This window comes from Acidaminobacter sp. QWL-03 (assembly GCF_058683855.1).
Genome location: NZ_CM178752.1, coordinates 2,695,441 through 2,716,488, shown reverse-complemented (window position 1 = coordinate 2,716,488; position 21,048 = coordinate 2,695,441). Strand labels below are relative to the sequence as shown.

Annotated in this window: 25 protein-coding genes, 2 tRNA genes and 1 other RNA gene; all 28 read left to right on the top strand. The window is 43.8% G+C overall.

Translation table 11 applies throughout. The annotated features are described in order from the left end of the window. The 28 genes from AC4PHM_RS12710 (at window position 1) to AC4PHM_RS12575 (ending at window position 21,048) form a co-directional block, all read left to right on the top strand. On the top strand, window positions 1-789 hold the full coding sequence (locus tag AC4PHM_RS12710; RefSeq protein WP_492018128.1) for a ParB/RepB/Spo0J family partition protein: 789 nt from the start codon (window positions 1-3) through the stop codon (window positions 787-789). A 119-nt stretch (window positions 790-908) separates the two neighbouring features. After that, the gene (locus AC4PHM_RS12705) at window positions 909-1,667 is read left to right on the top strand and encodes a ParA family protein (protein WP_492018127.1); all 759 of its coding nucleotides are present in this window, start codon (window positions 909-911) and stop codon (window positions 1,665-1,667) included. Window positions 1,668-1,680: 13 nt separating this feature from the next. Next, the gene (locus AC4PHM_RS12700) at window positions 1,681-2,550 is read left to right on the top strand and encodes a ParB/RepB/Spo0J family partition protein (RefSeq protein WP_492018126.1); all 870 of its coding nucleotides are present in this window, start codon (window positions 1,681-1,683) and stop codon (window positions 2,548-2,550) included. A 30-nt stretch (window positions 2,551-2,580) separates the two neighbouring features. Beyond that, the gene (locus AC4PHM_RS12695) at window positions 2,581-3,468 is read left to right on the top strand and encodes a diacylglycerol/lipid kinase family protein (protein WP_492018125.1); all 888 of its coding nucleotides are present in this window, start codon (window positions 2,581-2,583) and stop codon (window positions 3,466-3,468) included. Between the two features lie 27 nt (window positions 3,469-3,495). Further along, the gene (gene bshB1 / locus AC4PHM_RS12690; protein WP_492018124.1) at window positions 3,496-4,209 is read left to right on the top strand and encodes a bacillithiol biosynthesis deacetylase BshB1; all 714 of its coding nucleotides are present in this window, start codon (window positions 3,496-3,498) and stop codon (window positions 4,207-4,209) included. Between the two features lie 51 nt (window positions 4,210-4,260). Next, window positions 4,261-4,337: transfer RNA gene (locus AC4PHM_RS12685), tRNA-Arg, on the top strand. Between the two features lie 65 nt (window positions 4,338-4,402). Beyond that, entirely contained in the window at window positions 4,403-4,864 is a 462-nt protein-coding gene (gene tadA / locus AC4PHM_RS12680) for a tRNA adenosine(34) deaminase TadA (RefSeq protein WP_492018123.1), read from the top strand. Between the two features lie 3 nt (window positions 4,865-4,867). After that, window positions 4,868-4,956 (top strand) — tRNA-Ser (locus AC4PHM_RS12675). Between the two features lie 19 nt (window positions 4,957-4,975). Beyond that, an RNA gene (gene ffs / locus AC4PHM_RS12670) (signal recognition particle sRNA large type) lies at window positions 4,976-5,236 on the top strand. A 122-nt stretch (window positions 5,237-5,358) separates the two neighbouring features. Next, window positions 5,359-7,077, top strand: coding sequence for a DNA polymerase III subunit gamma/tau (dnaX, locus tag AC4PHM_RS12665; protein WP_492018122.1), 1,719 nt, complete (start codon window positions 5,359-5,361; stop codon window positions 7,075-7,077). A 64-nt stretch (window positions 7,078-7,141) separates the two neighbouring features. Further along, on the top strand, window positions 7,142-7,486 hold the full coding sequence (locus tag AC4PHM_RS12660; protein WP_291404502.1) for a YbaB/EbfC family nucleoid-associated protein: 345 nt from the start codon (window positions 7,142-7,144) through the stop codon (window positions 7,484-7,486). A gap of 9 nt (window positions 7,487-7,495) precedes the next feature. Continuing rightward, the gene (recR, locus tag AC4PHM_RS12655) at window positions 7,496-8,098 is read left to right on the top strand and encodes a recombination mediator RecR (protein WP_492018121.1); all 603 of its coding nucleotides are present in this window, start codon (window positions 7,496-7,498) and stop codon (window positions 8,096-8,098) included. 177 nt (window positions 8,099-8,275) lie between these two features. After that, complete coding sequence (locus tag AC4PHM_RS12650) at window positions 8,276-8,629, top strand: ArsR/SmtB family transcription factor (RefSeq protein WP_492018120.1); 354 nt, start codon at window positions 8,276-8,278, stop codon at window positions 8,627-8,629. A 17-nt stretch (window positions 8,630-8,646) separates the two neighbouring features. Beyond that, window positions 8,647-9,654: a permease gene (locus AC4PHM_RS12645; protein ID WP_492018119.1), complete on the top strand. Its 1,008-nt coding sequence runs from the start codon at window positions 8,647-8,649 to the stop codon at window positions 9,652-9,654. Between the two features lie 17 nt (window positions 9,655-9,671). Beyond that, window positions 9,672-9,902, top strand: coding sequence for a thioredoxin family protein (locus AC4PHM_RS12640; protein ID WP_492018118.1), 231 nt, complete (start codon window positions 9,672-9,674; stop codon window positions 9,900-9,902). A 67-nt stretch (window positions 9,903-9,969) separates the two neighbouring features. Next, complete coding sequence (locus AC4PHM_RS12635) at window positions 9,970-10,593, top strand: 50S ribosomal protein L25 (protein ID WP_492018117.1); 624 nt, start codon at window positions 9,970-9,972, stop codon at window positions 10,591-10,593. 187 nt (window positions 10,594-10,780) lie between these two features. Further along, window positions 10,781-12,124 (top strand): hypothetical protein, encoded by a 1,344-nt coding sequence (locus tag AC4PHM_RS12630; RefSeq protein WP_492018116.1) that lies wholly within the window; start codon window positions 10,781-10,783, stop codon window positions 12,122-12,124. A gap of 5 nt (window positions 12,125-12,129) precedes the next feature. Beyond that, window positions 12,130-13,308: an ATPase, T2SS/T4P/T4SS family gene (locus AC4PHM_RS12625; protein ID WP_492018115.1), complete on the top strand. Its 1,179-nt coding sequence runs from the start codon at window positions 12,130-12,132 to the stop codon at window positions 13,306-13,308. A gap of 267 nt (window positions 13,309-13,575) precedes the next feature. Next, window positions 13,576-14,172: a type II secretion system F family protein gene (locus AC4PHM_RS12620; RefSeq protein ID WP_492020511.1), complete on the top strand. Its 597-nt coding sequence runs from the start codon at window positions 13,576-13,578 to the stop codon at window positions 14,170-14,172. Continuing rightward, entirely contained in the window at window positions 14,169-15,005 is an 837-nt protein-coding gene (locus AC4PHM_RS12615) for a hypothetical protein (RefSeq protein WP_492018114.1), read from the top strand. The genes AC4PHM_RS12620 and AC4PHM_RS12615 overlap by 4 nt, the downstream gene beginning before the upstream one ends. A gap of 57 nt (window positions 15,006-15,062) precedes the next feature. Then, the gene (locus AC4PHM_RS12610) at window positions 15,063-15,302 is read left to right on the top strand and encodes a hypothetical protein (RefSeq protein ID WP_492018113.1); all 240 of its coding nucleotides are present in this window, start codon (window positions 15,063-15,065) and stop codon (window positions 15,300-15,302) included. 66 nt (window positions 15,303-15,368) lie between these two features. After that, on the top strand, window positions 15,369-15,695 hold the full coding sequence (locus tag AC4PHM_RS12605) for a hypothetical protein (protein WP_492018112.1): 327 nt from the start codon (window positions 15,369-15,371) through the stop codon (window positions 15,693-15,695). Then, window positions 15,674-16,153 carry a hypothetical protein gene (locus AC4PHM_RS12600; protein ID WP_492018111.1) on the top strand — a complete coding sequence of 160 codons (480 nt, stop codon included), beginning with the start codon at window positions 15,674-15,676 and terminating at the stop codon, window positions 16,151-16,153. Before AC4PHM_RS12605 ends, AC4PHM_RS12600 begins: the two co-directional genes overlap by 22 nt. A 14-nt stretch (window positions 16,154-16,167) precedes the next feature. Further along, window positions 16,168-16,770, top strand: a complete 603-nt coding sequence (locus tag AC4PHM_RS12595; protein WP_492018110.1) for a CpaB family protein — start codon at window positions 16,168-16,170, stop codon at window positions 16,768-16,770. Window positions 16,771-16,808: 38 nt separating this feature from the next. Further along, window positions 16,809-18,356, top strand: coding sequence for a hybrid sensor histidine kinase/response regulator (locus AC4PHM_RS12590; RefSeq protein WP_492018109.1), 1,548 nt, complete (start codon window positions 16,809-16,811; stop codon window positions 18,354-18,356). 120 nt (window positions 18,357-18,476) lie between these two features. Continuing rightward, on the top strand, window positions 18,477-19,640 hold the full coding sequence (locus AC4PHM_RS12585) for a THUMP domain-containing class I SAM-dependent RNA methyltransferase (protein ID WP_492018108.1): 1,164 nt from the start codon (window positions 18,477-18,479) through the stop codon (window positions 19,638-19,640). A gap of 17 nt (window positions 19,641-19,657) precedes the next feature. Next, window positions 19,658-20,389 carry a selenium cofactor biosynthesis protein YqeC gene (gene yqeC / locus AC4PHM_RS12580; RefSeq protein WP_492018107.1) on the top strand — a complete coding sequence of 244 codons (732 nt, stop codon included), beginning with the start codon at window positions 19,658-19,660 and terminating at the stop codon, window positions 20,387-20,389. After that, the gene (locus AC4PHM_RS12575) at window positions 20,380-21,048 is read left to right on the top strand and encodes a nucleotidyltransferase family protein (RefSeq protein WP_492018106.1); all 669 of its coding nucleotides are present in this window, start codon (window positions 20,380-20,382) and stop codon (window positions 21,046-21,048) included. Before yqeC ends, AC4PHM_RS12575 begins: the two co-directional genes overlap by 10 nt.

The following is a 21,048-nucleotide window of genomic DNA, read 5'->3' as shown; positions in this document are numbered from 1 at the left end:
TTGAATCGAAGCGAACACTTGATTCATCTTCCTATAGAATATATCCGGCCCAATCCTTATCAGCCCAGACGACATTTTTCGGAGGATGACTTAAAGGAACTCTCTGATTCAATAAAGAGCGTAGGGCTGATTCAGCCGATCACAGTCAGAGTTATCAAGGACGGCTATGAATTGGTTGTAGGAGAAAGAAGGCTGCGAGCCGCTTCTATGGCTGGTTTGAAAGAAATTCCCGTTATGCTGGTGAATATGAATGATCAGGAATCTGCCACCGTAGCTTTGATTGAGAATATTCAAAGAGATGATTTAAATTACTTTGAGGAAGCCAGTGCTTTTGAAAGATTGATGAAGGACCAGCAATGGACACAGAAGGAAATTGCTGAAATGTTAGGGAAAAAGCAATCAACGATTTCCAATAAGATAAGACTTCTTGCAATTCCTCAGCCTGTAAGAGATGTTCTGATCCATCATCAGTTGACAGAGCGACATGCGCGTGCTTTGTTAAAATTAGACAGAACTGCGGATTTGAGAAAAGTAGCCAGTCGAATTGTTAAAGAGCAATTGAATGTAAAGGATACGGAGAGACTGATCGCGCAACTGATACAGCAACCGGAAGCTTTGGATGAAAAATTGACATCGAAGAAGAAGATTCGAGGAATCGCCAGTTTTAAAATATACTTAAATACATTAAAGCAGAGCGTTGAGACTATTCGTGCTGCTGGCGGCAATATAACTTATGAGGAAATCATATCAAATGACGGCATTGAAGTGAGAATTAACATTAAAAAGTGAATGTTTCACGTGAAACAATGTAATTTTTAAGAAAGAGCACAGTTTAATTGTGTTCTTTCATTTTTTTTGCGTCTATTTCTAGTATAATGAGAGTAATATTCGTTCGAGGAGTGGTTTTCTTGGGTAAAGCAATCGCTGTGTTCAATCAAAAAGGTGGTGTCGGGAAAACGACTACCAACGTGAATTTAAGTGCAGCTCTTGCTGCAATGAAGAAAAAAGTTCTGGTGATTGACAATGATCCTCAGGGGAACTCTACAAGTGGACTTGGAATCGATAAACATGAAGTAGACAGCAATGTTTATAATGCTTTATTAGGCGACATGGATTCCAAGGCCTGCATTCATGAGACAATTTACAAGAATCTTTTTATTATGCCATCAGATGTTGCTTTAGCAGGTGCTGAAATAGAGATGATTGATTTGTCAGAGCGTGAGCATAGACTTAGAAAGGTCATCCATGCAGTTAAGGACGATTATGATTATATTTTAATTGATTGTCCTCCGTCATTAGGGCTTCTTACGATTAACGCATTGGTGGCGGCTGACAGCATTTTGATTCCTATACAATGTGAATATTATGCTTTGGAGGGCGTGAGTCAACTTGTTGATACCTACCACCGAATTAAGAAAAATCTAAACTCAAGCCTTGAGATTGAAGGTGTGCTCCTAACAATGTTTGACAGCAGAACAAATCTTTCCTCTCAAGTTGTTGAAGAAGTAAATAAATATTTCAAAGACAAGGTCTATAAGACTGTGATACCAAAGAATGTCCGTGTTGCAGAAGCACCGAGCTTTGGAATGCCTGTTGTAGCCTATGATAAGCATTCGAAAGGTGCCAAGGCCTATTTAAAGCTGGCAAAAGAATTCGTTAAACGGTGAGGGGGAAATGAATTTGAGTACAGGAAAGTTTAAACGAGGGCTTGGTAAAGGTTTGGGTGCATTAATTCCTGAAGCAGAATTAGCTTCAATGGGTGAATTTAGATCTGCTGAGGTTATTGAAGTTGAATTAGACAGAGTTATGCCAAATCCAGGACAGCCACGCCGTCATTTCGATGAGGATGCACTTTTATCCCTAAAGGATTCGATTGAAGCTCACGGCATTGTACAACCAATTTTGGTTCGCCACGATGGTACAGGTTATATAATTATTGCGGGTGAGCGACGTTGGCGTGCTGCGCGTATGGCCGGATTAAAGCGTGTACCTGTAATTATTCGTGAGGTGGATGAAATAAGTGTTGCCCAACTTTCGTTAATTGAAAATATTCAGAGAGAAGATTTAAATGACATCGAAGAAGCTATTGCATATGAGCATTTAATGGCACATTATGGTTTAACTCAGGAGGATTTGTCAAAAGCTGTCGGTAAAAGCCGGTCGCATATTGCGAATACTATGCGGTTGACAAAACTAGATGATCGTGTCAAGGATATGATTGCGGTTGGGCAGATCACGGGTGGACATGGCAGAGCACTTCTGCGCATTGAAGATCCTGAACACCAACATGCCTGGGCTGTGAAAATTATTGATGGTGCATTGAGTGTGCGTGAAATTGAAGATGCTTTATCAAAACCAGAGAAAAAGGTAAAACCAAAGAAGAGAAAAACTAAACCTGATCTTGAGGTTAAAATGATGGAGACACAACTAAGAGAATATTTTGGAACTAAGGTAGAAATTAAGCGAGGTCGCCTAAAGGGTAAGATTGAAATTGAATTCTACAATGATGAGGATCTTGATAGACTGTATAGTTTATTACAAGGAGATTAATGTTTCACGTGAAACATTGCGGGGTGAAGAATGAGAAAGCTGATGTTTATAGTTAATCCTGCAGCTGGGAAGGGTTCTGCGAAAACATTACTGGAGCCCATTCATAAACGATTTGAAAATACTGAGATCGAGTATAAAATGATCATATCTCAGTCAAAAGGACAAATTACTACACTGACAATGCAGGCCATTCGTGATGGTTATAATGAGGTTGTTGCCATTGGTGGTGACGGCACTTTAACTGAGATGATTCAAGGAATTTGTCAGTCCGGTGCCCAAAATATTAAAGCGGGAATATTACCATGTGGTACAGGTAATGACTTCTCAAAAGTGCTTTATAATTCACAAGATCCTTTAATAATTTTAGAGTCAATAATTCTGGGGAATACTAAGAATGCAGATCTTTTCGACTGCAATGGTATTAAATGCGTAAATGTCTGCGCAATGGGCATAGACGGTCAAATTGTTATTGATACAGAAAAAATAAAGAAAGTATTTCCAGGACCTGTTTCATATCTTCTAAGCACATTAAAATCACTGATGACCTACAAAGCCAGAAAAGTAGAGATTCAAATAGATCAAACGAAGATACAAAGGAGAACCTTAATTGTTGCGATAGGAAATGGCAGATATTTTGGCGGCGGAATGAAAATCACTCCAAAAGCTGAAATTGATGATGGATTAATGGATATTTGTATTGTCAATCATGTTCCCAAACTCAAGCTTATGGCCATGTTTCCGTCAATTTTTAAAGGTGAGCATCTCAAAATTAAGGAAGTAGAATATTACAATTGTTCGGAGGTCTCAGTAAAAAGTTTGGAGAAAAGTTTGCTCCTCAATGTGGATGGAAATATCGTCGGAACAACGCCGGTTAAAGTGACATTGGCAAATGAAAAAATTCGTATGTTTTGTGATTAGAAGATCTAAATAGCTTGGAGGAATCATATGGAGTGCGATATTCTTGCATTTGGGGTTCATCCAGATGACATTGAAATTGGGATTGGCGGGATGCTGATCTCTGAAGCACAACGGGGTGCGCACATTGTCATGGTGGATTTAACTCTGGGCGAAATGGCCAGTAATGGCACACCAGAGGGCAGAAGAAATGAAAGTATGAAAGCAGCTCATGTTATAGGAGTAAATGAGCGATTGAATCTTGAAATGAGTGACCGTGGCATAAAAACTGACCATGAAAGTGTGTCTCAAATTGTATCACTCATTAGACGACTAAGACCTAAGCGGCTCTTTTATCCTTACATACATGATCGTCATCCAGATCATGGAAATGGTGCTTCGCTAATCCGGGAAGCTTGCTGGTCTGCAGGTCTTGTAAAATTCGATTGTGAAGGGCTAAAAGCCTACCGTCCTGAAGAGGTTTTCATGTATTATATCAATGATGTCACCGATGTCTCTGTAACTTATGACATTTCAAATGTCTACGATATAAAGCTGGATGCTCTTCGGTGCCATGCATCGCAGTTTGGAAGTGATGGCAGCGAGAATAGAACTTATTTAAATAGTGGGTTCCTTGAGGTAATTCAAGCCAGAGATCGATATTTTGGTTATTTGTCTGGAACTTTGTACGCCGAATGCCTAACAGGCGTAAACTTACCTAGGATTCATGGATTCGACGTTGACAAATCGTGTGGAATTCTTTAACATAGTAAAGTAGCTGTCGGCTCAGCCATTATTCCGATACTTTCTTATTATGCACTCGTAGCTCAGTAGGATAGAGCAACCGCCTCCTAAGCGGTAGGTCGAAGGTTCGACTCCTTTCGAGTGCGCCAAAGCTGTGCCGTACCATGTTGAGTTTCAAACTTGGTACGGCACAAACCTGACACTGGAGGTAAGTATGCTGCATGATGAAATGTACATGCATGAAGCGCTTTACGAGGCGCGACTAGCAGCAGCAAAAGGTGAGGTTCCCATTGGCGCGGTGATCGTGAGACGTGGTGTAATCATTTCGAGAGGGCACAATTTAAAGGAATTGGGAAAAAATGCTCAATTACATGCCGAAATGATAGCTTTGAAAAATGCCTCAGAATATCTTAATTCTTGGAGGTTGACAGGCAGCACGTTGTATGTTACAATAGAACCCTGTCTGATGTGTGCAGGCGCAATTTATCAAGCTAGAATTTTAAGAGTGGTTTACGGCGCTCAGGACTGGAAGGCAGGGGCATTTGGCTCGCTGTATGACTTGTCTGAGGATCCGAGAATCAATCACAAGGTTCAACTGCAAAAGGGCGTTTTGGAACAAGAATGTGCTCAGATAATGAGTAGATTTTTCGAAAAACTGCGCACAAAATACAGATAAAATGGAGAGGTGTCCGAGTTGGCTAAGGGGCACGCCTGGAAAGCGTGTAAGGCTTAACCGCCCCGCGGGTTCGAGTCCCGCCCTCTCCGCCATTTTATTTAAGTCGTTAACCGCGCATGGATTGGGAGCCTGGCGGAACCCTATAACCTGCAATCCGCTGCAAGCAGGGTCCGAACCCGGATGAGAAATTAAGACTATGCTTTTCCCGCAGTCCGCTAGTACTGTCGGGTCTTGCGCAATAGCACCCTGTGAACCCCGTCAGGTTCGGAAGAAAGCAGCGGTAAGCAGATCGTTCTATGTGCCGCAAGGGTGCCTGATAGTATTTGCGGCTGCGGGAATTCATATGATTTTGATTTCACAGCCGGGTGCGCGTTTAATAGGTAAAAGTGAGAATGGGAGCGGAAGCTCTCTTTTTTTTTTACTTCACAAAGTCTTCTGTTATAATAGAGAAAGCATTATCAGATTTTTAATCGTTTTAGAAAGGGCGAATTGCCATGAGCTATACTGCGCTATACAGGAAGTGGAGACCAAAAGTCTTTGAAGATCTGATTGGACAGAAGGCCATAGTAGATACTCTACGCAGTCAGATTGAACGCGGCAAATTCGGCCATGCTTATATTTTTTCAGGGACTCGGGGCACAGGGAAGACCTCTACTGCCAAAATATTGGCACGGGCTATCAATTGCCCGGAAAGAACAGATTATAATCCTTGCAACAAATGCGAGATTTGCTTGTCAATTTTAGATGAGACATTGATGGATGTTATTGAGATGGATGCTGCATCAAATAATGGTGTGGATGATATTCGAGAGTTAAGGGAAAATGTCAAGTATCCGCCATCGAGGAGCAAGTATAAAGTCTATATAATTGATGAAGTTCATATGCTGTCAACTAGTGCTTTCAACGCTTTGCTGAAAACACTCGAAGAGCCTCCGGAATATGCCGTTTTTATACTTGCGACGACGGAACCGCATAAGATTCCGGCAACGATTCAATCCAGATGCCAGCAATTTGAATTCAAAAGAGTGGGCAAAGAAGATTTGATGGAGAGAATGCAGTTGATCTGTGAGTCTCAGGGTATGGCGTATGAAACGCAAGCTTTAGACAAAATAATCAATAGGGCGGATGGTGCAGTCAGAGATGCCCTCAGTCTCCTCGACCGTTGCCTCACGTCAACGGCTGATTTGCTCCGGGCAGAGGATGTGGATCGAATCCTCGGCTTGATTGGTGTTGATTTCATGATGGATTTGATCGATCAAATTGGAAGACGTGAAAGAAACTTGGTACTGGACAGCCTTAACCAGCTTTCGGTAAGCGGGGCGAATTTACAATCATTTTGCAGAGACATGACACTGGCTTTTCGCGATGTCATGGTGACGGCAGCAGCGCCGGATCATCCGGAAATGTTAAAATTTTCTGGGTTAATGCCTGACCGCGTCAAAGCACAGGCGAAGATGTTCGGATTGAACGGCGCTGTAAAGTTGCTTGAAGCGTTGTCATTGATCGAAAATCAGATTAAATATGCGCAAAACCCGCTGATTTTTTTGGAAACGGGTTTATTGAAGGCAATGACCCCTGCATCAATCGCAGCTGCTGATGCCATAGAACGACTTGAAAAACTTGAGGCAGAACTGGTTGCTCTAAAGCGGCTGGTGGCGTCTGGAGAAGGTTTATCAATAACTGGATCAAACAGCACTATTGCTGACGAACATCCAGCCTATCTGGCTGCAAAGCCGGAGATCCATAATCATGATTCAAGACATGTGCCGATTCAGAGGGACTCTAAGTCTGTATTTGATTCGGTGATACAGGCAGAAAACGCAGAACAGAAAAAAATGGATGAAATTTCAACTCCGAGTACAGCACTTGATCCTGAGAAAGTCCTTAGATTGTGGCCAGAGATTCTGTTATACTTACAAAAGAATAATGGTCGTGTTTACGCGTTTCTTGTGGACGGAACACCATTAAAAATGGATAAGGGCCGCCTAGTCGTCGGTTTTAAAGCTGTACATGATCTGCATATCAAGAAGTTGAGTGAGGAGCCGAATCGGATAGTCATCGAGGAGGCGTTCAGGAGTGTCGTCGGTCATCCGGTTGGGTTTTTAATCGAAGTTATTCCAGACAAAGGATCGATTTCTGGGCCATCAACTGAAGACAGAATTAAATCCCTTCTTGGAGATATGGCAGATTTACTTGAGATTCAGGATAAGTAATGGACATTTGTTTTATTGGTTTAACTAAAAATAAAATGAATAACATTTCAAAGGAGGAACTAAAATGGCTAAAGGAAAAGGTCCAATGATGCCGGGTGGCATGAATATGAATCAAATGATGAAACAAGTGCAAAAAATGCAGGCAGACATGCAGAGACTACAGGAAGAAGCTGAGAAAGCAAATTATGAAGCAAGTGCCGGTGGTGGTGCAGTAGTCGTCAAAGTAAGCGGAAAGAAAGAGATTCTTTCGATAACACTTGATCCTTCCGTGGTCGATCCGGAGGATGTTGAAATGCTTCAAGACCTGATATTGGTCTGTGTAAACGAGGCGTTGAGAACGGCTGAAGAAGCGGTTTCAAAAGAAATGGGAAAAGTAACGGGTGGTATGAATATCCCCGGCCTTTTTTAGGCAAATGACATGGTCTATTTGCCGCAGCCACTGAACGTGCTGATTGACGAACTGGCAAAACTTCCTGGTGTCGGAAGAAAAACTGCCCAACGCCTGGCGTTTTATCTGGTCAATGAAAAAGAAAATCGAGCCGCTTCCTTAGCGGAAGCGATCTTGTATGCGAAACAGAGGATCATTTTTTGCTCAGTCTGCTTTAATATGACGGATGTTGATCCATGCCCGATTTGTACTTCTGCTAAGAGAGATCAAAAGACACTTTGTGTTGTTGAATCACCCAAGGATGTTATTGCCATTGAAAAGACGAGAGAATACCATGGCTTATATCACGTCCTTCACGGTGCGATTTCACCAATGGACGGCATTGGACCAGAAGACATCAAGCTCAAGGAATTAATTCTAAGGCTGCAAGAACATGATGTAGACGAGATTATTATCGCCACAAATCCTACTATTGAAGGTGAAGCGACTGCAATGTATATTTCCAAACTCCTAAAGGGTACGGGGATCATTATAACGCGCTTGGCCCACGGCATACCAGTTGGCGGAGATCTTGAATTTGCAGACGAAGTGACATTGATGAAGGCTATTGAAGGCAGAAGAAGATTGGACTAAAATATCAAATATTAAATTTGAACTGCACATTAAGTGCAGTTTTTTTATTCCAAAATTTGAGGTGAAGGCACTTTTCGGATATTTCCCGGGAAATAAAGTTGACAATATGCCGATTGTGGCATATGCTAATAAAAGGATATGCAAATGTGGATATATGACTTACTTTAGGAGGCTGTCATGGATCAAATGATCAATCGCTATAAAGCGCTCTCAGATGAAACAAGGCTTAGAATATGTATGGTTTTATTACAGCGAGAGTTGTGCGTCTGTCAACTACAAGGTATCTTGGAAGAAGCACAGCCCAAGATTTCAAAGCACTTGAGAAAACTTAAGGATTTAGGCGTTGTCAGAGATGACAGAAAAGATCAGTTTATCTATTACTCCTTGAACTGGGAAGATCATGTCATGATAGAGTCTCTGAAACTTCTGTCTCATGAGGCTGCTGATGACAATATTCTCATTCGGGATCAAGAAAGACTTGGAATGGCGGAAAAATTTCTGAATCAATGCTCAGTCCTTATTAAATTATAAGATAGAAGGTGGATGAAATGTCGACGCTAGGTGTGTGGTTTAACGATCAGATTTTAAAAATGGTCTGGTTGAACAACCTGGTTCAAAGCTTTGTTGAAAATGTACTGGGTCTTGAAACTGCGGATAGAATTGGTGGAAGTGTGCAATTTTTTCTTTACGACACCATCAAGATCTTCATTTTGTTGTCCTTTTTAATATTCACCATATCCTATATTCAAAGTTATTTCCCACCAGAACGTACAAAACGTCTGCTAGGAGGGATCAAAGGTATACGCGGCAATATTCTCGGGGCACTGCTGGGCACATTGACGCCATTTTGCAGTTGTTCCAGCATACCGATTTTTATGGGATTTACTGCAGCCAGACTCCCCATAGGCGTTACCTTCTCCTTTCTAATCTCCTCACCACTGGTAGATTTAGCTTCTGTCCTGATTCTGGTTAGTTTTTTTGGTGTCAAAGTCGCCGTGGCTTATGTCATAGTTGGTCTAATCATTGCAATTGTCGGAGGTACTCTGATCGACAAGCTGGGAATGGAGCAATACATTGAGGCTTATGTACGGGAACTTCCGGACGTCAATTCTGAAGTCATGGAAATGACGAATTCCGACAGATGGCGGTATGCGAAGCAGCAAGTGTCAGAAATCATTCACAGGGTATGGAAGTATGTTTTGATAGGTGTTGGCATAGGTGCTTTGATTCACAACTGGATTCCTGTCACTGTGGTCGAGCAAGTGATTGGGGAGAAAAACCCATTTGCAGTCATTCTTGCTGCAGGTATTGGAATCCCGATGTATGCGGATATTTTTGGGACGCTTCCAATTGCTGAGGCGTTATTTTTAAAGGGGGTTGGAATAGGTACTGTTCTTGCCTTCATGATGGCTGTGACGGCGTTGTCACTTCCATCAATGATCATGCTGAGCCAAGTGGTCCAAAGAAAGCTTCTTGTAGTGTTTGTGTCGATCGTCACCATCGGCATAATAATCATGGGATATACATTTAATGCCATCGACGCGTTATTAATTTAAAACCAGGAGGGAAAATTATGATTGTAAAAGTTCTGGGTTCAGGGTGTGCCAGCTGTTACAAACTTGAAGAGAATGTCAGGAAGGCCTTGGCTGAGAAAGGCCTTGAGGCTGAGGTTATCAAGGTGACTGAGTTCAAAGATATTTTGAAGTATGGCGTCATGAAAACGCCTGGTCTTGTGATTGATGAAAAACTCAGGGTAAGTGGACGAGTAGCGGATGTCAAAGAAATCCTTCAATGGATCGAGTAAATCGAGTTAATTGCGGGTTTTTGGGGTATGTATACTTCTGAACATAATGATATAAGGAGGTAGCATCATGAGAGAATTGATACAAGCAAATCTTAGGACAGAGGTCGGAAAAAATAAAATCAAATATATCCGAACCCAAGGCTATGTACCCGCAGTCATTTATGGTCATAACAAAGAGACCAGATCTATTAAACTGGATCGAAAGCAAATGGATCGTTTCCTGATGTACCATACGAAGGGATCGACTCTTGATGTTGAAATCAATGGGAAAGCAGCTATGGTAGTCCTCAAGGATTTTCAGCGAAGAGGTTTAAAGGATCAGTTGATCCATGTCGATTTCCAAGAACTTTCAGCGAACGAAACTGTTAAGATTCCAGTCCCTATTCTGGTAAAGAACCGAGAATACATCGAGAGAATTGGTGCAGTTTTGGAAGATCATCTGACTGAAATTGAGATAGAGGCATTGCCGTCTGATTTGATTGAGCATGTTTATGTAGATGTTGATGGTATGGCTTTTGGTGATGTCGTTCGGGTTTCGGATCTCGTCTTTGAAAATATGGAAAAAGTCACATTGCTGACGGATCTAGACCTGACTGTACTCGCTGTCAGCGCACCTAGTAAGGAAGAGGAAAAGAAAGAAGGCGCAGAGGAAGAGCGGGCTGAGCCTGAGTTGATTGGTTCAAAGGAATAGTTGAAGACTACTAACTTAAAGAGTGACGAGGAAAATGGTGAATGATACCATTTTCCTCGTTTTTTTTGTGTGAAAATCCTGCTGAGGAGGAAAGTGCAACAAAATGTAAAAATATTACTATTGACAATATATGGTTATTTAGGTATAGTAATGTTAAAAATTGGAAAGTGGCGATTGGATGATCACGTTGTTTTGGTATGAATCTCATTCAACAGTAGGTTTTGTAAAAGCTATGATGTCCGAGGTACAAGATCACATAGGCTCAGGGCTGGAGTTAGCTATACGAACTGAGTTGGATTCGGTTACAACACTTCTGGAGTGTGCACCTGTACGAACAGTGCTGTTTGAGGTGACCCAAGAACGATTGGCAAGTCTATGGCCATCTATTCAAACGCTTCGTCTGAAGTGGTCTGAGGTGAAGTGGATTGCACTTCTGCCGAATTCTGAATTTGATGGACAGCTGATATTGTCAGGCTTTGATGAGTTTATTGAGTTAAGCGCCCTCGAAGCAGGAAGATTTGTTGAAAGGCTATATCGCACAAGAAGTGTCTATGAGCGATCTGATGCTCTAGGCCTAGAGGGTATTGTTGATTTTGAGCGTATTGACGAGATTAGTCGAATAATAGTTGAGGCACCAGATCTTAAGCGTTATGAGGCAGAATCCCTGATGCGCGGCATACACATCACCGAAAAGAAAAAACTGCTTAAACGATTTGAGGGCATCTTTAAGGCCGCTGAAAAACGACCTGATTTTTTAAACCAGAGGTTAAAGCTGTGTGTTTTTGGAAATAGCGAATACGGGAGTGAACTTGGTTGGATTTTTTCGAAAAGGTTTAAGAAAAGAACTTTAATCATTGATGCGGACAGACTGTCTCCATCCTTGGACTTACTTCTGGAAGTGCGAAAAGCCCTTTCGGATTCACTTGAGGGTTATGATACCTACCAATCGACGGGACTCAATGTACTGCTGGATGCAATCAGAAAAAATTGCCTGACGTCAGAGAAGATTCTTGGGACATGTGCCAGGATCAAGGGCAACCAGGACTTGTATGCATTAACCGGCAGTTACAACCTCAATGATTATGAGTACTATGACAAAGACGATTTTATGAAGCTTTTGGAGCGGATTGACTCATGTTTTGAAGTGGTGATTTTGCTGGTCAATGCCTTTATCTATGATGCCTTTACTGCTGTCAGCCTATTGATGTCCGATAAAAATCTGGTTCCAGTCTCAGGTGGTGTTCTTGCTTTAAGATCAGCAGCTTCTTCTGCAGCGTATGTTACTGAACGACAAAGAATTGATCGTTTGAAGCATCAGTTTGTTGCGTTTGATTCAAACGAGAATCACAGTTTATCAACTGAAGATTATGATGCTTTGACAGGGTCGCGTTTTCTGGGCAAAATACCTTCCAGTTTTAAGCGGGATAAAGCGCGCATGGAAGGCAGGATGTACGGTCCGATGATGGACCGTTCTGTAGCAGAAGCACATGAAAAGGTTATTCTCAAACTATTTCATGAAATGAGGGGATAAAAGTAATGGGGGTTTTAAAAAGCTTTCACGAACCATTAATTGAGCCGCTAGCTTCTGAATCCGGACGCAGATTTGACCGTGAGATTATTAGTGTCATTGAGGAGTTGGTCGAGCATCATTCGGATCTACTGGCTGATGTGGAAGGAAAGCGTGTTGAAAGACGTGTCCTCGAAACGGAAGTGGTCAGGATTGTAGATCGACTTGGAAACCTGGCCCGACGAGATAAAATGATCAAACAGATTATGGATCATATGTTTGGTTATGGCATTCTCCAAAGTACTTTGGAGGATGAGTCCGTTTCAGATTTGATCGTGACGAGATACGATCACCTTTATGTGAAGCGGTCGGGCGAAGCATTCAGATTGCCCTTGAAATTTGAATCCGCCCGCGAATTTGAAAACTATTGCAAGCTGATAATCATTCGGAATGGTGGCCTTTTAAACGAAACGGACAGCCATGCCAGGGTTTCAGATGACGGATTGAGGTTGAGAATTAATGCGACCATTGCGCCAAGAAGTCAGGGCGGGCCGTCTCTAAGCATTCGCAAGCACAGATTCTCCAGTTACGACTTGCAGACGCTGATGACTATGGGGATGCTCGATCCCGCTTCATATGAAATAATGACTCGGCTGGCACAGTCGGATCTTAGGTTCGTCATAGTTGGAAAGGGCGGGTCGGGGAAGACAACTTTGTTGAGAGCGCTTTTAAACAACATAGGTGAAACTCAGCGTCTGTTGATCTGTGAATCTGAAACGGAACTTTTTCCTGAAAGTCCCACATTTGTCGTACAGAGAATTGTCAGGCATCGCCAGCCAGACTTTAGGGTGACGCTGGAGCACCTTGTACGTGATGGTTTGACCATGAGTTTGGACGGTTATGTTGTGGGTGAGTTGACGGGTCCTGAGGCATGGGAATTCATCAAAGCGGGATATACCGACCATAGAATTATGGGGACCCTTCACTGTGGCGGGATAGAAGAAACCCCTATCAGAATCATGATGCTCTCTGATTTGTCACAAAGAGGGATCTCTGAAAAAACTGCCATGAATGTTATTACCTCCAGTCTGGACCGAGTCATCTATATGAGAAATTTCAAGGTGGAGCGCATAGCAGAGGTTTTACGGCCGGATTATGGTACAGATGCGGTTCCAAATTTTAAAATCCTCTATGAAAGAAGGTCGTAAATACTGTCTGTCTACTATTTACCGGTTCTTATGCTGGCTCTAAGCTGTGGAATGATGATAACTGGAATGGGTGGCGTTTCCAATTTTAATTGGCTCCAAAAAATCGACAGACGTTATGGAATGCCCATTAGGATTGTTTTTGACGCACCTTGGGCTAACGCACACAGTCTGGCAGCGACGACATTTTTGTCCGGAGGTATTGGTTACGTAAGTCTTCGAGGGATAACTGACAGTCACTTAATAGGGAGTGTGGGGTTTTTGGCAGGAGTGGCGCTCCCCATACTTTCTGTTGAACTTGTCATACAGAAAATTGTTGCAGACCAGGAAGCCTCCTTATCCTTGATGTTCGGTATGTTGAAGCGCTGGGCGTCCATTCATCCTGATTTGATCCAGTGCTTGTCGAGGGTCTCTGAGGAGCCGCTGACCCCTGCTTTGAAGTTAGCATTGAAACGTCTGCTTCAATCTATTCAACATGGGATGGCGCTCGAAAAAGCCTTTGATGATTTTTCACTGGCTCTGGACATCCCAATTTTCAGGGATTTTATGATCCACCTTAAGTTCTCTGCGCGAAACCGCGGCGATCTGGTAAAACTTTTTGACAGCTTCGAGAAGGAGTCATACAGACTTTTCATAGAACGAAACAAAAATCGACTGGAGAACAGAAAGTTTAAAATGACAATATTTCTACTCGATGTTACAGGTATTGCCTTATTTCTGATGATGATCTCAGAACAGCCCCACGTCAGAAAGTTTTATTTGGAAAGCTCAGCAGGGCTTAATATTACAGCGGGTTTATTCGGCATGATTTTACTAACCGCATGCTTCGCCATTTTTTCGGGATCTAAAAGGGGGACAAAGAGATGAACAAAGTGTTCCTCGTGACGACGACTATTGCCTTGACTTGCTGGGATCTAATAACGGCTTATATGCTGGCTGAATGGGCCTTAAAAAAACAGTGGTACAAGAAGGTGGCGATGATTGGATCTGTTTCAGAGAAACATGGCAATGCCAGAAGCCCGGAAAATCCTTTCAGACGTTGGGTGATTAAAACTATGAGCCTCTACCAACAAGCGGGTTATTCCGTGGAAGAGGCAAAAAAACTGGTTTATGGTTATGGAATAATAAACGTAGTACTGCCAGCCTTTGCAGCAGTCATTAATCCGGTTAGAGCTTTGCCTGTATGGATCCTGGTCGAGCTGATCCGAAGGGGTCGGCTTAGGCAGTTCAAGAGAGAGTTTGAAGCCAGGTTCAATATGAACCTGTATAAAATTTACCGTTTTCTGTGCACTCAGCTGCTTGCGGGCCATTCAGCCGTAGAAATTCTGAGACATGTACATCTGGCTGCGCCGGATAAGGAGATGAGGAATGCGCTGAATGCTTTCACCGGCGTATATTTCAGGACCTTGGATTTTGAACGCGCGTCAAAGGAATTGACCCAGCGTTATCCGGTAAAGGCTTCAGAGACACTGCTTACCATTCTCAGACAGGGTATTGAGTCCGGAGAGTCGGTGGAGCTCATTCAAAGACAGGAGGAGGTGATGATCCAAAGATACTTGGAATCAGTGGCATTAGAACAGGAACGGATTCAGTTCAATCTGATCCTGTTGATTGCTGCATCAGGAAGTGTTGCTTTTGCAGTGATTGCGATCCCACTGGTGCTTCAGATGAAGGAAGCGCTGGAGTCACTATTTATTTAATCAGGTAAAGAAGCTCAGCAAGAAAAAGTGAGACAACTATTTAAAGGAGGCATTCATTTGAACGTTGAAATCATGAAAGCATTTTTAAGTCTAAAAGCGGTCATTGGCGGAAATCTCAACAATGACAGGGGACAGTTCGCGGTGGATATGGTAATCGGGATCGTTGTTTCTATTGTGCTGGCGGCTGTTATTGTTATGCCAAGCATGGAAACATTGGTTGAAGACATGGTAGCATCACTGTCCACTTGGTGGAGCACAATTGAGGCAACAGTATTTGTGACGTCCACAACTCCGTAATCTTATATGCGAGAGGGCGGACTAATTTTAGTTGGATTTTGCCTGGTATTTGTCCTTGGGACAGGCATGGCGCTGTTTGAGATGCTGATGCCAGTGGTGACAAAAGCCCGGTTGGACACGATCTGCGCGTCTTTCAGCGAACAGATGGCGCTCAGTCAATCCTTTAACGCTTCAGAGGAGGCGGAATTGGTCCAGTTGTTGAGTGATGCGGGCTTAATCACTGCAGAAGTCGAGGCAGAGCCTATGACAACTATGAAACGCGGGGATCGGGCACGTTTTGTGGTCACCGGTGAAATAAAAGGAAGGTTGCTGAATACCTGGATTGCTTTTAATGACCATCGCTATGCTTACCGATTCGAAAGATTTGTCATATGCAGAAAAATTTTAAACTGAACCGCGAGGGCTTCATAGGGCTGGAGGTTTTGTCGCTATCCATGCTGATGGTTCTCATCCTGATCCTTGTTTTTGTGGCTGCTTTTGAATTTTACTTGTTTTACATACGCTTCAGCCAATCTGAGAGTGCGCTGAAAAGCGCCTCTGAGAGGATTCAAACAGAGCTCGACAATAATTATGCGTCCGGAGCTGTAGCTGCTTTTGGCGAAGAATTGGAGAGTGTTATGGCAGAAGAAATTGCTGCCCAGTTTGACAGCGCGGTTGAAATTCAGGCTATTTCATGGCATCCCTCCGGTTTGTGTCCTTCTGGAACAATGCGCGACGACCCCATCCTCCATTTGGTTGTCGCGTTTCCTCATCAACCCTCGTTTTTGATGGAACAGTTGGCGAAAGAAATGGGGTTCTCAGCAACGGCTATCAAAATTCATCTGGACCGCGAAATAGAAATAGATCGGTGAAGGAGGGCGAGGAATTGAAAAAAAGGCTGATCATATGGACGTTTGGGCTCATGATTGTAACTATGGCGCTTCAAATCAGTTTGATGAGAGTGGCCACAGCCTCTGAACAGTTTCATGAGGTTTTAATTGCCAAAGTGGAAGTGCATCCCAACGAAACTCTAACTGCAGACACATTTTCAATAGTCAAAGTATCGGAATCATCCTTTGAGCCGTGGATGATCAAGCCTTCTGAATTGGTGTTGCCGGCCTGGTCTTCTCGTTTGATCAGAAAAGGGGAACTTTTGACGCGGGAAGGAATCAGCCAGGAACCGATTCAGGATTATGCGGAGGTCGCTCTCAAAATGGAGCCTCAGGATGCGGTGGCATACCACCTTTTCGTTGGCGAAGAAATCGACCTGGTAGGCATTAGAGGAGAAGAAAGCATGATTCATTTCAACACTATGAGGATCAGCGGCATTCTTGGCCAGGATCTGAAACCCTCAGACATGACAATGACCCAGCCTGTCTTTCTGATTCTGCGAGGCGAAAAGAAGGAGATTCTGGAACTATGTCGAATTAAATCCACACATACATTTCAGATTATTAAAAAGAAGCCGACGGGACAGAAAGAGGGTTGACGAAGTTGGAAGGTATGCTTACAAAAGGTGATACAGACTTGAGAATAGACAAGGCGCCATATTTTATGGAGATTCTTGACAGCATACCTGATTTGGTTGTACGGCTGGACCTTGACTACACTATTGAATGGGCTAACAAAGCAGTGCTCAGAATGGATACAGAAGCCATCGGCAAAAAATGTTTTGAGGTCTTTCAGTCTTCTGAATTAGGGTGTCTGAATTGCCCATGTGTTAGGGCAATCAGAGACGGAGCAGCAGCGGAGGGCGCGGTCCCAAAAGAAAATCCGGATTCCGTAGGTGGGATTTGGACCAAGTATGCTGAGCCTGTCCGAAATTCAGATGGGATTATCACCGGAGCCGTCGTCATTGCGAAAGATTCGAAGGGTACATTGGAACCGCTCGAAAAGTATATGCCAGAGGCCGACCTTGACATAATGAAGGTGAGAAACAGAGAAGATAAGAATAGATCACTGTTTTATGACATGGTCGAATCGCTTAAAGACATTTTTGAGACGATCAATAACGATATTGACAGACTTAGAGTCATTGAGCTTTACAGGGATGAGCGGGATACTATTGAACGGCTGATGAATCAATCCGACAAGGCTTTTAGAAAAATAAGCAATCTGCATGAGATTTATGCTATTGAGGAAGGTCAGCTGGTCTTTAATATTGAGGCGTTTTCACTCGCAAATTTTGTGGATGACCTCTATCATCGGTTCAGATTTTTGTCGAAAAAGAGAAATGTGGATTTTACGATACAAGTGGATGAGAATTTACCTGTTGAGCTGATTGGCGATCCCGTACGCCTGGGAAATATTGTGAGGAATCTTCTGGAAAATGCGTTTGAGCATACTGAGCATGGGAATGTGCTGGTCCAGTTCGCCAAGGTCAGCATTATTGACGATAAGCTGAAAATGAGAATTTGCGTGAAGGATACAGGCATTGGGTTCTCTGAAGAGAAGCTGGACTGGCTGAAAAAAATGACAGAAAATCCACAACCGGAAGATATTCTTGCCTCTTTGGGTGACTCGACGGGCTTGGGTTATGTCACAGCACTGACGCTGCTTTCCAAAATGGGGGGACGGCTCGAAATTGAAAGCGCTTATGGAAGAGGCTCTGAGGTTAACGTCTACATCTATGTTCAATTCAATGGTGCTGGAAATGAAGAGCATATTGAACTAGTCCAGGATCGGTCTGCTGTGGATGAGCCTCATAAACCTCAACAAAGAAACCGGATTCTAATCGCAGAAGATGACGTCATGGGCAGGGTATCGCTGAAGCTGCTGCTTCAGGAAGATTATGAACTGGATTTTGCAAGAACGGGAAAAGAAACAGTGGAACGCTACATACGACACAAGCCGGATCTGGTGCTCATGGACATCATGATGCCTCATATGAATGGCTTTGAAGCCTTTGATGAAATTGAAAAAGCGGATCGATTCAGATGTCCCATTGTAGCCATATCTGCAAAGGTTATTGACTCTGAGCGGGATTATCTGACAAGCTATGGATTTGACGAGCATTTGTCAAAACCCGTAGAAGAGTCAGCACTTAGAAAAGCACTGGACAAGTTTTTTAAATGATCACGCCGTTCAAAAAGCAGTAACATGTTTCATCACTCGCGTTTGAAGATTACCGGAATACTGTCAGGACTCCTGTGTTATAATGTTTGAATAAGACATGATAACATGGGAGTTTTTATGATGATAAAAAGATTTAGAGTTCAGGCAACAGCAGCGTTTGGAATTGAATCAGTCGTAGCGGATGAAGTCAAAGCCCTTGGCTTTGATCAAGTTGCGGTGGAAAACGGAAGAGTAGAATATGATGCGGATCTATCAGGTATAGTGCGGTCCAACTTGTGGCTGCGCAGCGCTGATCGTGTTTACATCAAACTCGCTGAATTTAAGGCCGATACCTTTGAAGCGCTTTTTCAGGGCGTCCGCCGTATCGATTGGGCGGCATATATTCCGCAAGAAGGGACTTTTCCGGTTAATGCAAAATCCGTCAAGTCGACCCTATTCAGCCTATCGGACATACAATCCATTTCAAAAAAAGCAATTGTTGAGAAACTTAAGGAAACCTACGCTACAGAATGGTTCAAGGAAATTGGCCCGAGATACAGTATCCTGATCTCCATTCTAAAGGATCAGGTACTGGTGTTGCTGGATACATCTGGTGATGGTCTGCACAAACGAGGCTACCGCGAGAAGGGAAATGAAGCGCCTCTCAAAGAAACCTTGGCAGCGGCGTTGGTTCAAATCAGCAGGTGGAAACCGTTTATTCCTTTGATCGATCCGCTTTGCGGCAGCGGAACTTTATTGATCGAAGCGGCTATGATCGGACGCAATCAGGCGCCAGGACTGAACCGGCAATTCGATTCAGAGCACTGGAACTGGATGCCGGCATCCGTTTGGGATTTTGAGCGGAATTCAGCCAGACACGCAATCGCAGAGGATGCGAGTTTCAAACTTGAAGGTTATGACCTCGATCCAAGGAGTATCCGTATTGCCCGGGAAAACGCTGAAAAGGCCGGGGTTGCGGACTTCATTCACTTTCAGGTCAGAGATGTTGCTGAACTGAGTTCCAGGGACAAATATGGGTACATTCTCACTAATCCGCCTTATGGAGAGCGGCTTTCTGACTTAAGAGAAGCTGAAAAGCTCTACGGGGTCATGGGAGACCGTTTTGGCAAGCTGGATACCTGGTCATGGTATGTCATTACAGCCCACGAAGGCTTTGAAGCATCGTTTGGGAAAAAAGCCACTAAAAACAGAAAACTTTACAACGGAAGAATCAAATGCTATTTCTATCAATACTTTGGACCAAGGCCACCGAGGAGACCAAAGGAAGAGATTCAAAACGATTAGAACTGAGGTGCGTTGGCATGCTGCTGGAAGAGATTGAAGGTCTATTGAAGGGACAATTACCTGCGGTGGTGTCCCTTTGCGGTGCAGGCGGAAAGACCAGCGCAATTTTTGACTTAGCCGCGGCTCTGAAGCAGCGGGATCAGCATTGCAGGATCGTGGTTCTGACAACAACCCGAATGATGGTTGAGAAACCACCCAGGATCGACCATTTTCTTTCTGTAGATAATCTGTCCCAGATAGGTGCATTAAGCCCGGGAATTACCATGGTGGCACGAGGCGTAGACGAGCAGGGGAAAATATATGGCTTTGAACCTGAAGACATTGACCATTGGACAGAGGGTCCGGTATTTGGACAGAACCTCAGCTTCGTACTCATTGAAGCGGATGGGGCCAATAAAAAACCGCTTAAATCACCAAGGGAAGGTGAACCCAGATTTCCCGGGAAAACTCAGGTTGCCTTGGGTGTACTGGGGGCTGATGCCTTAGATCTGCCTGCGGTTGAGGCAAGAATCCATCGGCTGGCACTCTTTTTGGAGGTCACCGGAATAAATGAAGGAGAATTGGTAAGTGTGGAGGCACTGGAGGGCTTGATCCACTCAGAAAACGGACTTTTTAAGTCCTGCCCCGCGGACGCGGTGAAAATCATATTGGTGAACAAGGCAGAGCCACGTCAGGAAGCCTTTATTCAGAAGCTGAAGTCTCATACGGTTCTGCCGGTCATAGTCGTGGAGCGGGGAAGATGGGCATGAAGCGGGTGGCAGAACATTGGGCACTCGCGAATGCATGTGAAGATGAACGCGGGTACGGTATTAAGGTGATCGTCATGGCATCCGGCTTGTCCAGACGATTTGGCAGCAACAAACTGACTACAGACTTTCAGGGCAGACCACTTGCAGGGTGGGTTTTTGAAGCGCTTAAATCAGCAGACTGCGCACCTGGCAACGTAACCGTGGTCTGGCATGATCCGGACATTGCGGTTTTGGCGGAATCCTATGGGTTCAATACATGCTTTAATCCCAGTCCAGAGGAGGGGCAGGCGGCTTCGATTCGTCTAGGGCTGGCCGCTTCAAAAGAGGCGGATGCTTATATGTTTCTGACGGCTGATCAACCGCTCTTGAGGGGTCAAACCATTTCGGGGATGCTGAAGTCGTTTCCCGCAGGGCAGGGAAAGATTATGTTGGCCGCTTACAGGGGCAATACGGGAAATCCGGTCATCTTCGACAGAAAGTACAAAGCTTCGCTGATGCAGCTCAAGGGAGACACCGGAGGCAAACAAATCATCCGGCAGTATCCCGAGGCGGTGGTAGGGTACGAAATAGCATATGCAGAGGAATTGATGGATATCGACCGTGCTGAAGACCTGGCACATTTATCAAAGATCCTTAATTCCGATTCAGATAGAAGATAA

Bases quoted from the DNA above. Each gene is read 5' to 3' on its own strand.
- AC4PHM_RS12695 (WP_492018125.1), top strand. From the start codon at position 2,581: ATGAGAAAGCTGATGTTTATAGTTAATCCTGCAGCTGGGAAGGGTTCT.
- bshB1 (WP_492018124.1), top strand. From the start codon at position 3,496: ATGGAGTGCGATATTCTTGCATTTGGGGTTCATCCAGATGACATTGAA.
- tadA (WP_492018123.1), top strand. From the start codon at position 4,403: ATGCTGCATGATGAAATGTACATGCATGAAGCGCTTTACGAGGCGCGA.
- dnaX (WP_492018122.1), top strand. From the start codon at position 5,359: ATGAGCTATACTGCGCTATACAGGAAGTGGAGACCAAAAGTCTTTGAA.
- AC4PHM_RS12660 (WP_291404502.1), top strand. From the start codon at position 7,142: ATGGCTAAAGGAAAAGGTCCAATGATGCCGGGTGGCATGAATATGAAT.
- recR (WP_492018121.1), top strand. From the start codon at position 7,496: ATGGTCTATTTGCCGCAGCCACTGAACGTGCTGATTGACGAACTGGCA.
- AC4PHM_RS12650 (WP_492018120.1), top strand. From the start codon at position 8,276: ATGGATCAAATGATCAATCGCTATAAAGCGCTCTCAGATGAAACAAGG.
- AC4PHM_RS12645 (WP_492018119.1), top strand. From the start codon at position 8,647: ATGTCGACGCTAGGTGTGTGGTTTAACGATCAGATTTTAAAAATGGTC.
- AC4PHM_RS12640 (WP_492018118.1), top strand. From the start codon at position 9,672: ATGATTGTAAAAGTTCTGGGTTCAGGGTGTGCCAGCTGTTACAAACTT.
- AC4PHM_RS12635 (WP_492018117.1), top strand. From the start codon at position 9,970: ATGAGAGAATTGATACAAGCAAATCTTAGGACAGAGGTCGGAAAAAAT.
- AC4PHM_RS12625 (WP_492018115.1), top strand. From the start codon at position 12,130: ATGGGGGTTTTAAAAAGCTTTCACGAACCATTAATTGAGCCGCTAGCT.
- AC4PHM_RS12615 (WP_492018114.1), top strand. From the start codon at position 14,169: ATGAACAAAGTGTTCCTCGTGACGACGACTATTGCCTTGACTTGCTGG.
- AC4PHM_RS12605 (WP_492018112.1), top strand. From the start codon at position 15,369: ATGGCGCTGTTTGAGATGCTGATGCCAGTGGTGACAAAAGCCCGGTTG.
- AC4PHM_RS12600 (WP_492018111.1), top strand. From the start codon at position 15,674: ATGCAGAAAAATTTTAAACTGAACCGCGAGGGCTTCATAGGGCTGGAG.
- AC4PHM_RS12585 (WP_492018108.1), top strand. From the start codon at position 18,477: ATGATAAAAAGATTTAGAGTTCAGGCAACAGCAGCGTTTGGAATTGAA.
- yqeC (WP_492018107.1), top strand. From the start codon at position 19,658: ATGCTGCTGGAAGAGATTGAAGGTCTATTGAAGGGACAATTACCTGCG.
- AC4PHM_RS12575 (WP_492018106.1), top strand. From the start codon at position 20,380: ATGGGCATGAAGCGGGTGGCAGAACATTGGGCACTCGCGAATGCATGT.